Annotated in this window: 11 protein-coding genes and 1 pseudogene; 6 read left to right on the top strand and 6 right to left on the bottom strand. The window is 66.0% G+C overall.

Features of this window, described 5'->3' with window-relative positions; genetic code table 11:
• Positions 1 to 21 precede the first annotated feature (21 nt).
• The 4 genes from JZY91_RS01915 to upp form a co-directional block, all read right to left on the bottom strand.
• Positions 22 to 1,428: an NAD(P)H-quinone dehydrogenase gene (locus tag JZY91_RS01915; RefSeq protein WP_234948311.1), complete on the bottom strand. Its 1,407-nt coding sequence runs from the start codon at positions 1,426 to 1,428 to the stop codon at positions 22 to 24.
• A gap of 78 nt (positions 1,429 to 1,506) precedes the next feature.
• Positions 1,507 to 2,715, bottom strand: a complete 1,209-nt coding sequence (locus tag JZY91_RS01910; RefSeq protein WP_234948310.1) for an amidohydrolase — start codon at positions 2,713 to 2,715, stop codon at positions 1,507 to 1,509.
• A 78-nt stretch (positions 2,716 to 2,793) separates the two neighbouring features.
• The gene (locus JZY91_RS01905) at positions 2,794 to 3,231 is read right to left on the bottom strand and encodes a helix-turn-helix transcriptional regulator (RefSeq protein ID WP_234948309.1); all 438 of its coding nucleotides are present in this window, start codon (positions 3,229 to 3,231) and stop codon (positions 2,794 to 2,796) included.
• Positions 3,232 to 3,308: 77 nt separating this feature from the next.
• Positions 3,309 to 3,944, bottom strand: coding sequence for a uracil phosphoribosyltransferase (upp, locus tag JZY91_RS01900; protein ID WP_234948308.1), 636 nt, complete (start codon positions 3,942 to 3,944; stop codon positions 3,309 to 3,311).
• A gap of 56 nt (positions 3,945 to 4,000) precedes the next feature.
• Between upp and JZY91_RS01895 the strand changes: the two genes are divergently transcribed.
• From JZY91_RS01895 to JZY91_RS01875, 5 genes are read left to right on the top strand one after another with little or no spacing between them, the layout of a single operon-like run.
• Positions 4,001 to 4,282 carry a hypothetical protein gene (locus tag JZY91_RS01895; RefSeq protein ID WP_234948307.1) on the top strand — a complete coding sequence of 94 codons (282 nt, stop codon included), beginning with the start codon at positions 4,001 to 4,003 and terminating at the stop codon, positions 4,280 to 4,282.
• Positions 4,283 to 4,320: 38 nt separating this feature from the next.
• Positions 4,321 to 5,466, top strand: a complete 1,146-nt coding sequence (locus JZY91_RS01890) for a C40 family peptidase (protein WP_234948306.1) — start codon at positions 4,321 to 4,323, stop codon at positions 5,464 to 5,466.
• 22 nt (positions 5,467 to 5,488) lie between these two features.
• Entirely contained in the window at positions 5,489 to 6,727 is a 1,239-nt protein-coding gene (locus JZY91_RS01885) for a hypothetical protein (RefSeq protein WP_234948305.1), read from the top strand.
• Positions 6,728 to 6,773: 46 nt separating this feature from the next.
• Entirely contained in the window at positions 6,774 to 7,769 is a 996-nt protein-coding gene (locus JZY91_RS01880) for a trimeric intracellular cation channel family protein (RefSeq protein WP_234948304.1), read from the top strand.
• A 2-nt stretch (positions 7,770 to 7,771) separates the two neighbouring features.
• Positions 7,772 to 9,037, top strand: a complete 1,266-nt coding sequence (locus tag JZY91_RS01875) for a D-alanyl-D-alanine carboxypeptidase family protein (protein ID WP_370639235.1) — start codon at positions 7,772 to 7,774, stop codon at positions 9,035 to 9,037.
• On the opposite strand, the gene JZY91_RS01870 is transcribed toward JZY91_RS01875, so the two are convergent.
• Both JZY91_RS01870 and trpS read right to left on the bottom strand, forming a co-directional pair.
• Complete coding sequence (locus JZY91_RS01870) at positions 9,034 to 10,122, bottom strand: YhjD/YihY/BrkB family envelope integrity protein (RefSeq protein ID WP_234948303.1); 1,089 nt, start codon at positions 10,120 to 10,122, stop codon at positions 9,034 to 9,036. The two genes, JZY91_RS01875 and JZY91_RS01870, sit on opposite strands and share 4 nt — an antisense overlap.
• Positions 10,123 to 10,177: 55 nt before the next feature.
• Positions 10,178 to 11,185, bottom strand: a pseudogene (gene trpS / locus JZY91_RS01865) (tryptophan--tRNA ligase).
• Between the two features lie 17 nt (positions 11,186 to 11,202).
• On the opposite strand from trpS, the gene JZY91_RS01860 reads away from it, so the two are divergent.
• Positions 11,203 to 11,895: a type 1 glutamine amidotransferase gene (locus JZY91_RS01860; RefSeq protein ID WP_234948302.1), complete on the top strand. Its 693-nt coding sequence runs from the start codon at positions 11,203 to 11,205 to the stop codon at positions 11,893 to 11,895.
• Positions 11,896 to 11,952 lie beyond the last annotated feature (57 nt).

Raw genomic sequence — 11,952 nt, 5'->3', positions numbered from 1 at the left:
GGGCTAAGACTTAGTCCAGCCCTAGTCCAGGTCGGAGTGCGCGATCAGGCGGCGGGCAGCCTCGGTGATGGAGCCGGACAGAGACGGGTAGACCGCCATCGAGTCCGCCAACTGGCGCACGGTCAGATTATTGGTCACCGCGATGGTGATGGAGTGGATCAGCTCAGACGCGGTCGGGGCGACGATCACACCGCCGATTACCTGGCCGGACCCCTTGCGGGCGAAGATCTTCACAAAACCGTGCTGCAGGGAGCGCATCTTTGCGCGCGCGTTGGTTGCCAACGGCAGCTTGTACACGTCTGCCTCGATCTCGCCGTCCTTGATCTGCTGCTCGGTCACACCAACAGCGGCGATCTCCGGGCGGGTGAACACCGCGTTGCCCACCGTCTTCAACCGGATCGGGGCCACGCCTTCACCCAGCGCGTGGTCCACCGCAATGCGGCCCTGCTGCGCGGCCACCGATGCCAGTGGCATGAGATCCGTGCAGTCGCCCGCGGCGTAGATGCCGGCGACGTTGGTGCGGGACACGCGGTCCACGTGGATGTGGCCGGACGGCGTGGTTTCCACCCCGGCGGCCTCGAGGTTCAGGTCCGCGGTGTTGGGGACGGAACCGATGGACATCATGACGTGGGAGCCGCGGATCTCGCGCCCGTCGGTGGTGCGCACCACCACACCGTCGCCGGTGTTCTCCACCGAATCCACGCGCGCGTCCTTTTCCAGGTGCACGCCAAGGCCCTCCAGCACGGTCTCCAGCACATCCGCCGCATCCGCGTCGTCGTGCGGGAGGATGCGGTCGCGGGAAGCGACCATGGTTACCTCCACGCCGAGCTCCGCAAACGCGGAGACGAACTCTGCACCAGTCACACCAGAGCCGACCACGATGAGGTGGGTCGGCAGCTCGATCAGGTCATACATCTGGCGCCAGTTCAAAATGCGCTGGCCATCCGGTTCCGCGCCCTTGAGCACGCGCGGGCTCGCGCCGGTGCAGACCAGCACCATGTCGCAGTCAATGCGCTCCTCTTCACCGCCCGCCAACTCCGCTACAACACGGTGGGTGGTGTGGCCCGTCTGCTCGCCGGAGAACCGCGCGCGGCCGTTGAGAATGCGCACGCCGGCGCGCTCCAACTGCGCGTGAATGTCGCGGGACTGCTCGGAGGCGAGGGCAACCACACGGTTGTTCAGAGCACTCAGCGCAAGGTGAGCGTTGCCCAAGTTGTGGTTGAGGCCCATCGCATCAGCGCGGCGCAAGTCGGTCTTGATGTTCGCACCCGCGATGAAGCTCTTGGACGGCACAACGTCCTTGCGAATAGCCGAGCCACCCGCACCGTTATCCTCAATCAGCGTGATATCCGCCCCGTACTTGGAGGCGACCAACGCTGCCTCATAGCCGCCGGGGCCACCACCCATGATGACGATCTTCTTGGACACGTAACGCTGCCTTTCCTCGGTCGATCCCGGCGCGGGTGCGCACCTGCAAATACGCCGGCCAGTGTACAGGCTTCCGCGCTACCGCAGCTCGGGGGCCACATCCCCCGCAACCGCGGCGATGTAGCGTTCGGCGATCGCGCCGAAGAGACGGATACCCACGTCGAGCGAGCGTTCGTCGATAACCAAGTTGCCCTGGTGGAGGTCGGGCTTCTCCCCCACTCCGCTCCAGGCGCCGAGCCGCACCATGGTGCCGGGGATGTGCTCGAGATACCAGGAGAAATCCTCGCCGCCGGAGGACTGCGGGGCGGTGACGATGGCGTGCGGGTCAATCGAGCGGCCGGCTTCGACTGCGAGGGCGGTAGCTGCATCGTCGTTAAGCACGGGCGGCACTCCGCGGATGTAGTTGAGCTGGTAGGTGCAGCCGGTGGGCGCGACGATGAGGTCGATGAAGTCCGTGAGCATCTCTTCGAGCGCGCGCCACGTGCTGATGTCCGCAGTGCGCACAGTGCCGTCGAGCAGGCCCCGTTTCGGGATGGCGTTGGCCGCGTCGCCGGCTTCGATCCGGCCGAACACGAGCACGGTGCCGGTGCGCGGGTCCACGCGGCGCGACAGCAGCGCCGGCAGCTGCGTGGCCACCGCCCCCAGCGCGTACACCACGTCCGCAGTCAAGTGCGGCCGCGCGGTGTGCCCGCCCGGGCCCTCTATCTGCAACTTGATCACGTCCGCGGCAGAGGTGATGGCACCTGCGCGCACGCCAACCTGTCCCACGCGCAGCTTCGGCTCCACATGCAGGGCGAAGATGGTAGCCACACCGTTCAGGCCACCCCACTCGATAACATCCAGCGCGCCGCCGCCCATCACTTCTTCGGCGGGTTGGAAGATGCAGCGCACGCCGATCGGCAGAGCGCCTTCCGGCAGGGTGGACAGCGCACAGGCCAGCGCGAGTACCACCGTCGTGTGCACATCGTGCCCGCACGCGTGGGAGACACCGGGGACGACGGAGGCGAACTCAAGCCCGGTCTGCTCCGGCACCCGCAGCGCATCCAGGTCGGCGCGAAACGCCATCCGCTGGCCGTCCTCGGGGCCAAGGTCCACGTAGCACCCGGTCCCCGGGAAGCGCACCGCTTCCAAGCCGTGTTCCGCAAGCACGCGCACCACAAGGTTGGTGGTCTCGATCTCCTCGTTAGACAGCTCCGGATGGGCGTGGAGGTGACGGCGCCACGCAACTACCGTCTCCCGGTTGTCCCGCAACCACGCATCCACATGTGCCGAGATCGCGCTTGCCACGCCCCTTGTCCTCCCACTGTCGTCTCCAGCGCAAGCCACCCCGGCCCGCCTGCTGGCCAGCAGTGTACGCCGGTGGGGCTACCCCAGCTCAAACAGGGAGCGCTGAAACCTGGGCACTTCCTCCGGAGCTCCACGCGCGAGATATTCATCGTCGAAACGCGCAGTGTCCAACGGCACGTTCGGCCACCGCAAGGCTATGGCCACGCTGGCGGGACCACTGCCCAGTTCCGGTCCGGCAAATGGCCGTTCCACCAAATCCCCCGCGCCGGGCAAAAGCACCGCGGGAGGAACGTAGAGCGCGGCGGCGAGCCGGTACACAGTTGAGAGTGTCGGGTCAGCACATTTCAGGCCGTTATATTCATTGCGTTCCATGTTGGAAATTAACGTGCGGCTCACCCCCGCCAGTTCCGCAAGCCGCGCTTGGGTCAGGCCCCGCATCACGCGCATGACGCGCACGCGGTGCCCAAGCCCCAACGCATAACTGGCCCAATACGCCTGCGGCAGCATGTCCGCCATGCAATCTTCCCCCTCGAACGCCCCCCGGCATCGTGACAGGGCCCAACGTTAGCGCACGCCGCCTCCTCCCGCCACGGCTACAGGTCGATGTTGCGGGGGCCGTACAAACGGTCGCCCGCATCGCCCAGGCCAGGCACGATGTACGCATCCTCGTTCAACGCCGGATCAATGGTCGCCGTAATCAGTCGCACCGGCGCATCGTGGGCTGCGAGCTTATCGACGCCGGGCTGAGCACTCACCATGCACACACACGTGATGTCGTCCGCCCCGCGCTCCACAAGGAGATCGATGGCGTGGATGAGGGAACCGCCAGTTGCCAGCATCGGGTCCACCAAGAACACCGGCTGGCCGGCCAGGTTATCCGGCAGCGCCTCCAAGTACGGCACCGGCAGGTGCGTCTTCTCATCTCGCGCCATGCCGATGAAACCCACCTGCGCGTCCGGGATCATGGACAGCGCAGGATCAATCATGCCCAGCCCGGCGCGAATGATGGGGACGATGATCGGCGGCGTCTGCAGACGCACACCCGTCGCGGTGCCCACCGGGGTGGCCGTGTCGAATGTCTCTACCGGCAAGTCGCGGGAAGCTTCGTAGATGAGCATGGCACCCAAGTCCGCGAGTGCGGCGCGGAACGTGGCGTTGTTGCTGCGCTCGTCGCGCATGATGGTCAAACGCGACGCGGCAAGCGGGTGGTCGACAACCTTAATCTCCATGCGCCCCATGGTAGGCGGGGATGGAACCGAAACGGGTTACTCAACGTCTAATACCCATGACTGTCTTTGTGCTCGATGCTTCTACTGTTTCCACGTTCACCGATGACCTGCGGGCTGATGCCGCGTCCTTAACCCTGCTTGGTAATCCACCGTTTCCTTGCGGTGGGCCATTCGCCGCGTTCCGTGCTGCCGTTGACGAAGCGGTGACCTGCGCGAACCGGCGGGCCGAAGAGGTACGCGCCGATGCCCGCCGCGTTGCAGCCGCCATGGATCTCACCGTTCACGCGGCCGCTGCGGTGGACGGCTGCATGTGCGAGGCGCTGGAGGCAGTGCTGTGACGGCGGCGCTGTCTTCAATGTCCTCAACTGCAGGAAACGTGGCGAAAGTGTACAGCGACGCGATTTTCAACCCACGCGTAGACGGGATCTATGACCCGTTGACCGCCGCAATGAAGATCCTTGCGGCGCGCCCGCAAATCATTCCGACCTTGTCCACGTTCCGGGTCCCCGATTTCGCGGCGTTTGTCCCCTTGGCGCACGTGGTGGGGGCCGATGCGCAGCCGCGTCTCGACGCGATCGCCGCATTGGAAGCACACCGCGCGGCAATCAGCGACGAGCTTGCTTCGGCGGCGCTATTTACCGCCGCGGCCGGAATAGAGCTGACCAAAATCGCGATGGGGTTAGGGCCCAGCGTTGCTTCCGCAGTAGCCGCGGCAACTCCGGCGGGACCGGTTGCACAGATGGCAGCGGCCGCTGGCCTCATCGGGTTGGCCTTCACCAATGCGCAAAGTGCGCTCGACGACATGCGTGCAGGTCTCGATGCCGCTGCCCAGCGCCTCGCCGCAGCAACTGCGCAGGCCATCACTGTGGCGTTCCCAACAGCAACGGGAAAGACCGACAATGCCGAGGCGGAACTATCCGCCTACGCCGCCCAGACTGCTTTGGGGACTCCACCTGCGCCTGCCGCGAGTGCGCCCCCGCAGGCGACTCCGACCCCGCCGCCGCCACCCGCCGCATTCCGGGACGCCCCGCCAGTCGCCGCTGTGCCGCAGCTCAGCGGCGGTGCGAGCGCGCCTATAAGGAGCGCGGAGACAGTGCCGGTGAGCATTACTGCCGGGCCGGTGAGCGAAGCCCCGCCGCCTACTCCCGCGGTGGTGCCCGCCGCCCCGCCTAATCCCTCTGCGGTGGCGGCCGCAGCCGTTACCGCTGCCAAGTCCCAGCTGGGAACCCCGTACTTGTGGGGAGGCACGCAACCGGGCGGTTTCGACTGCTCCGGGCTGACGTCGTGGGCGTACCGCCAGGCCGGGTTTGAGATCCCGCGGATCGCAGCCGATCAAGCGGTGGGCATGCAGGTGACATTCGAGGAGCTGCAACCGGGTGATCTTGTGATCTGGTCTGGGCATGCCGCGATGTACGTGGGGGACGGCATGATGATCGAGGCTGGCGATCCGGTGCAGATCAACCCTGTTCGGACCTCCAATATGGGGATGGCCTTTATGGGGTTCTGGCGGCCGACCGCGTAGGTGCAACGTACAGTTACCCACCATGAGCACCCGCGCGATTCTTCCCGTCAAGCTGTCCCTGACCCAGGGCGATTTCTACACGCTCTGGGCCCCGACCTGGAAGGAGAAGGGCTCCGAGTGGCAGGCCTTCCTTGGTGATGATGAAGCGATTCTTGTGTTCCACTCACCCGAAGAGCTGCTGGCTTACCTGCAGTCCACCCCGCGCCACGATCTCACGGACCATCCCAAGTGGGCGGCGTTTGAGGCGCAGGGCGAGGACCGTGTCGTTCCTTCGGAGAAGCAGTACATCGACATCATCGGCGCACCGGACTTCCTGGCGGGGCGCCCGAGCCACGAGAACGTGTCCGCCGTCTCCCGCGTATTCCAAATCTCCCGTTCGCTCGCCGATGTGGCCAGTGCGGAGCAAGCGCAAATCTTCTTCGCCTCGCACTCCGTGTTGAACAGCGTCGCCCGCGGCTCTGACCACTTCTCTGGGGACACCGGGCTCGACGAGTGGTCCAGCATCGGTCACGTTGTGCTTGCTAACTGGGCATCCGTGGTGCAATCGCTGGACAGCGCCGTGAGTGTGGTGGACTCCGCAAGCCTTGACGCTGGTGCAGTGAGCGCGGCTGCCGCAGCCATTGCTTCGGCCACGGATTCCCGCGCCCAGGCGAAGGAGGCCGAGACGCAGCGCGAGGCCGCGCGCATGGCGGAGCAGGACCCGTACGACGCATCCTCGTGGGCACGCGCCGGCATCGACCCAGTGAAGATCTCTATCCAGGGCAAGACCGTGTACACGTTGCGCACTTACCTGGGTAGCTCCCCGGTGTTCCTGGGCAAGTACGGCGAGATCTTTACCTTCCCCACCGCGAAGCACCTCGGCCGCTGGATCCTGGAGAACGACGAGCACGATCTCGCAGGCGTTTCCACCTGGCAGGATCTGATGAACGAGGCTAACGCCGGCGAGCTGAAGGTAGAAGTGCACCCGGACAACGCGTACTCCTTCAACGGCATCGCGGAAGACATTGCCAAGGGCGTTGACGCGGTGGACACCAAGCAGATGGCAAAGGCGTACGAGCTGTTGGCGGATGCCGCGGACTGGGCGCGCGATGACTCGCTGAACTCTCTTTTGCTGGCGAACCCGCGTATGCAGGACTACCTGGCGTTCATGCTCGGCTCCACAGAAGCGGCCGGCTACGTCCCCTCCGCGCCGTTCAACGACAAGGCGCAGGCGTGGAAGGACATGGAAGACCAGCTGATCAAGCGCTTCTCCAAGTTCTAACCCGCGGTCCGGCCGGCACCACAGGTCCGCCCTAGAATGACCGGCTATGACCGTGGACCAAGTCGATCCCCTGATCGCGTCAATTTATCGGTGGTTCGATGTCTCCGGCGTGCTCATCATGAGCATCATCGGAGGCACCATCGCCCGCCAGCGTGGCTATGACATTGTCGGGTTCTTCTTCATCGCGATGCTCTCCGCCCTCGGCGGCGGCATGCTTCGCGACGTGTTGATTAACCAAGGCAGCGTCGCCGCCATGCGCGAGCCGGAATACCTCATCTTGGCGCTGACAGGTGCGTTGATTGCCCGCTTCACTTACTTCAGCGGCCGCACGTGGCACTTTGTGGAGACGCATGGTGACGCGTTGATTTCCGCGCTGTGGGCGTCCACGGGCACCACCAAAGCCATCGCCTACAACCTGCCGGTGCTGCCCTCCATCCTGATGGGCGTGCTCACTGCCACCGGAGGCAGCATGATCCGCGACGTGGTCACCGGCCGTGAGCCGGCAGTGTTCGGCAACAACCAGCCCACAGTTGTCCCCGCCGTCGCCTGCTCCATCGTGGCGCTGGTAGGCAACGCGACCGGCTACGCTGCCTGGGGTTTGGTGCTGGGGCCAGTTGTCAGCTTCGCGCTCTTCCTGGTCGGCTACTACGGCAACTGGCGCATGTCCACCACCCAGGTCGCCCCGATCAATGAGACAGCGGCCCAGGTGACCAAGCTCGCCCGCATCGCGGAGCGCCGTTCCCGCGCCGTTGCCCGCGGGTTGGAGCCGAAGGCCATGCGCGCGTGGCGCCACCGCCAGATGGAGAAGGCTCTTGCCCGCCGCATTGAGGCGGAAGTGCAGCGAGGCAAACGCCGGGAGCAGGCAGAAAGCGACGCGGATGAGTTCCTGGCAGAGTTCACCGACGACTTGGCGGAGCAGGAACTTGTAGAGGGCAAGGATGCGTCGAAAAGCGAAATGCTCGATATGATCCTGAGCGATGATGTGCTCACGGACGAGCTGATCGAACGCCTTGTGGCCCGCTACCAGGCGAGGGGGAAGTAGACGTGAAATTCGCAGCAGCGGCGGTGGCCGGGGCGGCACTCCTGGCGCAGGCAGGCACGACGGAGCCTCCGGTATTGCCGACGTCGGGATATTACGACGCGAACGGCATGTGGATCCCGCCGAGCCGCGACCGCGCTCCTGATACGGATCACTGCCCGCAGTCCTTGGTGCCGCCGGAGCCGGTGAGTACGTCGGAGCGGCGCCCCGACGGCTCCACGCCGACGCCGCTGCCGCAGGTGTACACCGGCCCGTGCGGGGTCATTGCACCGGCCGGGTACGAGGTGAACCCCGGCGTGGTCGCGTCCGCATGGTTGGTGACAGACCTGGATTCCGGCGAAGTGATCGCCATGAAGGATCCGCACGGGCGCTACCGGCCGGCCAGCATCATCAAGGTGCTGCTGGCCATGGTGGCAATTGAGGAGCTGGACTTGGACGCGGAGGTTCCGGTCTCCGAAGAATCCGCGGGGCAGGAGGGCTCCGCCGCCGGCATTGGGGCGGAGGGCACGTACACCACGCGGGATTTGCTGCACGGGCTGATCCTCAACTCCGGCAACGACACCGCGCACGCACTAGCGCAGGCGCTTGGCGGCGATGCCGTGACGCTGCTCAAGGTGAACCAGAAGGCGCAAGACTTGGGCATGTTGGACACCCACGCCGCCTCCTACTCCGGCCTCGATGCCGCAGGCATGTCCACCTCAGCCTGGGACATGGCGCTGGCGTACCGCGCGGCGTTTGCAAACCCCACGTTCGCCGCCATTGCAAACACCGAGCACTACGACTTCCCGGGGTTCGGGGATTTGCCGGGGTTCCAGCTGTGGAACGACAACAAGCTGTTCATGTTCGACCCGGACGGCATCGGCGGCAAGACGGGGTACACCGACGACGCGAACCACACCTTCGTCGGCGCCGTGGACCACGAAGGCCGCCGCCTGATGGCGGTTGTGCTGGACACTTCGTCGTGGGACATGGCCCCGTGGCAGCAGGCGCAGGCCCTGTTGCACGCGGCGTACCCGCTGCACGCCGGGAGCGGCGTGGCCGAGCTGGAGCCGCTCACCGCCCCGACCACGGTCACCCCCACGCCCACCGCGGAAACAGCGACGGCCGCGCCAACCACCTCGTCTCCGGCCCCGGGCGGGGTGGAGGAGGCGGCCGACGCGGCCGGGAGGCAGCCGCGCGAGCGGTTCATCGCTGTTGCGGCTGTGGCCGGTGTGCTCGCACTCGCCGGCCTAGTCGCCTGGTTCAGCCGGCGGTTTGCAAAGCGCCGCTAGCTGCGGGTGAGCAGCGAGGCAATGCCCACGCCGATGGCGCCCAGGGCCGCGCCTACGCCGACTGCCTTACCAGTGTTGTCCTTGCTGCTGGACGCGGCACCCGCGCGCACGTTGATCACGGCTGGAGGTGGCACGTCCGCGGGCTGCATCTTGAGCGATTCCTCGGTGGTAGCCGTCCACGCGGAGACGTACAGCACCACGCGCCAGACCAGGTAGAGCACAACCATGAGCGAGATGATCGGGCCGAACACTGCGCCGGCCGGGTTGCCCGTTGCGGATCCGATGATCAGGCCGGCGAACTGCTGAATCAGGGCGAAGATGATCGCACCTAGCAGCGCGCCCTTTAGGCCGGATTTCACCGGGACCTTGGTGCGCGGCATGTACATCACGACCCACAACATGACCAGGAAGCTGGCCAGGACAGAGACCAAGAACCCGACAAACCACACGAGCGCGCGGGAGCCCGGGAAGTCGCCGAGGCCGAAGTACTCCATCACCTGGGACGTCCACCCGGACACGCCGATGGCAGTCACGCCGAACGCCAGAAGGAGCAGCGCAATCAGGCCGATCAGCCCAAGCAGGTCACGCAGCTTCTTCACCACGAAGTTGCCGCCCTCGTTCGCGTCCAGGCCCCACATGGTGGTGACACCCGCCCGCAGGTGGTTCATCCAGTTCAGGCCGGACCACAGGGTGGTCAGCAAACCTACACCCGCGACGGCGCCGCGCTGGTCAATCGCAGCCTCGAGGATGCTGTTAACTAAATCGCCCAGGTCACCCTCCAGGTTCTGGGTGATCTGGTCCTGGATCTGCTGCATCAGTTCCGGTCGAGCGTTCAGGAAGAAACCGGCGGCCGCGAACAGCAGCATCGCCAGCGGGAAGATCGCCAGCACGGAGAAGTAGGTGATGCCGGCGGCGAACTGGTTGCCGCCCTGCTCCGCAAAGCGCTCCTGCATCCGCATCAGGTGCGCCGCAGCCGGGGCCTTTCTCTCTAGCTTGTCTTCCAAGTCTGGCTGCTGCTGCTTGGTGGCGCGCTCGATGCCCTGCTGGTCAGTGTAGGCCTTGCGCGGCGATGTCGAGGTTGCCATCGACCGTCCCTTCCTCATTCCGATGTGGTCCAGCCCCTCATCGTAGAGGAAGTGCTTAGCGGCGGGGAGTGAGGAAGCCGACCTTGGAGTACACGTCGGCAAGCAGGGGCCCCGCGACTTCGCGGGCGCGCTCAGCGCCGCGGGCGAGGATGGACTCCAGCTCGCCGCGGTCCGCCATCAACTCGTCGAAGCGGGCGCGCAGCGGGGTGGTGAATGCCTCGAGCGCGTCCGCGGTGTCCACCTTGAGCGCGCCCTAGCCCTGGCCCTCGTATCCCGCGACAATCTCGTCCACAGGGCGGCCGGTGAGCGCGGACTGGATGACCAGGAGGTTGGACACGCCCGGCTTGTTCTCCTTGTCGTACGCGATCACGCCGTCCGCGTCCGTCACGGCGGAGCGGATGCGCTTGGCGGACACCTTCGGCTCATCCAGCAAGTTGATCAAGCCCTTCGGGTTAGTGCCGGACTTGCTCATCTTCGCCGTCGGCTCCTGCAAGTCGTAGATCTTGGCCGCGCCCTCCGGGATCATGCCCTCCGGCACCACGAACGTCTCGCCGTACTTGGCGTTGAAACGCTCCGCCAGGTTGCGGGTGAGCTCAAGGTGCTGGCGCTGATCCTCCCCCACCGGCACGAGCTGCGGGGAGTACAGCAGAATGTCCGCCGCCATCAGGATCGGGTAGGTGAACAGGCCCACCGAGGTGCGGTCCTGGCCGTGCTTGGCGGATTTGTCCTTGAACTGCGTCATGCGCCCGGCCTCGCCGAAACCGGTGAGGCATTGCAGCACCCAGGTCAGCTCCGCGTGCTCCGGCACGTGGGACTGCACGAACAGCGTGGACTTGTCCGGGTCGATGCCCAGCGCGATCAGCTGCGCGCAGCCCGCGATGGTGCGGTTACGCAGCTCCTCCGGGTCCTGCTCCACCGTGATCGCGTGCAGGTCCGGGATGAAGTAGAACGCGTCGTACCCGTCCTGCAGGTCGATCCACTGCTTCAGCGCACCCAGGTAGTTACCCAGATGGTAGGAGTCCGCGGTGGGTTGAATGCCGGAAAGAACGCGCTGCAAAGCCATGGGGTTAGTGTACGTCCATGCCCCACATCACCATCCTCCAGCCGGACCCGATCGTGCCGCCCCAGCGCCTCAGCGGCTGGCTGGCGCAGGCTGGGGCTCACACGCGGACCGTGGATCTCACCTGCGAGCCGGTGCCGCCGCTCGCGGACTGCGGTGACGGCATCATCCTCCTCGGCGGGCGCGCCGATGCCCTGGACTACGAGGCCTCCCCGTGGATCCCGCAGGTGCACGAGCTGCTGCGCGCCGTCCACGCCGCGCAGGTCCCCGTCCTGGGCATCTGCCTGGGCCACCAGATCGTCGCGGACTGCTTCGGCGGCGAGGTTGCGGTGGGGCTTACCCCGCAGGACGAGGAGGGCGCGACCCGCATCACGCTTACGGACACCGGCAAAAGCGACCCGATCTTAGGCGCGCTCGGCCCCGCGCCCATCGTCGCGCAGTCGCACCACGACGCCGTCACAGCACTCCCACCCGGCGCGACACTGCTCGCATCCAGCGACCGCTGCCCCATCCAAGCGATGCGGCTCGGCCCCATCCTCACCGTCCAGTTCCACCCGGAGGTCACGCCCGCCGTCGCCGGCGAGTGGGCGGAACGCAGCGGGCATGACGGCGCCGCCATCGCACAGGAGCTTTTGCTTTACGACGATTCCTTGCAGCGCAACGGCCAATCCCTGATCGCCGCATTCGTGAAAACTGCCCTAAACCGCCCCTAAACCGCCCGCGCGCTGGTTTTGTGATTTAGATTGCATGTAACGTCGTTAAGCTTTTTC

It is taken from the genome of Corynebacterium sp. CNCTC7651 (genome assembly GCF_021496665.1).
GTDB lineage: Bacteria > Actinomycetota > Actinomycetes > Mycobacteriales > Mycobacteriaceae > Corynebacterium.
This window is presented reverse-complemented; position numbering and strand designations above follow the sequence as displayed.

Coding starts and splice junctions, on each gene's coding strand:
- JZY91_RS01905 (WP_234948309.1), bottom strand. CDS start 3,231: ATGGCGGACATGCTGCCGCAGGCGTATTGGGCCAGTTATGCGTTGGGG.
- upp (WP_234948308.1), bottom strand. CDS start 3,944: ATGGAGATTAAGGTTGTCGACCACCCGCTTGCCGCGTCGCGTTTGACC.
- JZY91_RS01860 (WP_234948302.1), top strand. CDS start 11,203: ATGCCCCACATCACCATCCTCCAGCCGGACCCGATCGTGCCGCCCCAG.
- JZY91_RS01885 (WP_234948305.1), top strand. CDS start 5,489: ATGAGCACCCGCGCGATTCTTCCCGTCAAGCTGTCCCTGACCCAGGGC.
- JZY91_RS01880 (WP_234948304.1), top strand. CDS start 6,774: ATGACCGTGGACCAAGTCGATCCCCTGATCGCGTCAATTTATCGGTGG.
- JZY91_RS01870 (WP_234948303.1), bottom strand. CDS start 10,122: ATGGCAACCTCGACATCGCCGCGCAAGGCCTACACTGACCAGCAGGGC.
- JZY91_RS01895 (WP_234948307.1), top strand. CDS start 4,001: ATGACTGTCTTTGTGCTCGATGCTTCTACTGTTTCCACGTTCACCGAT.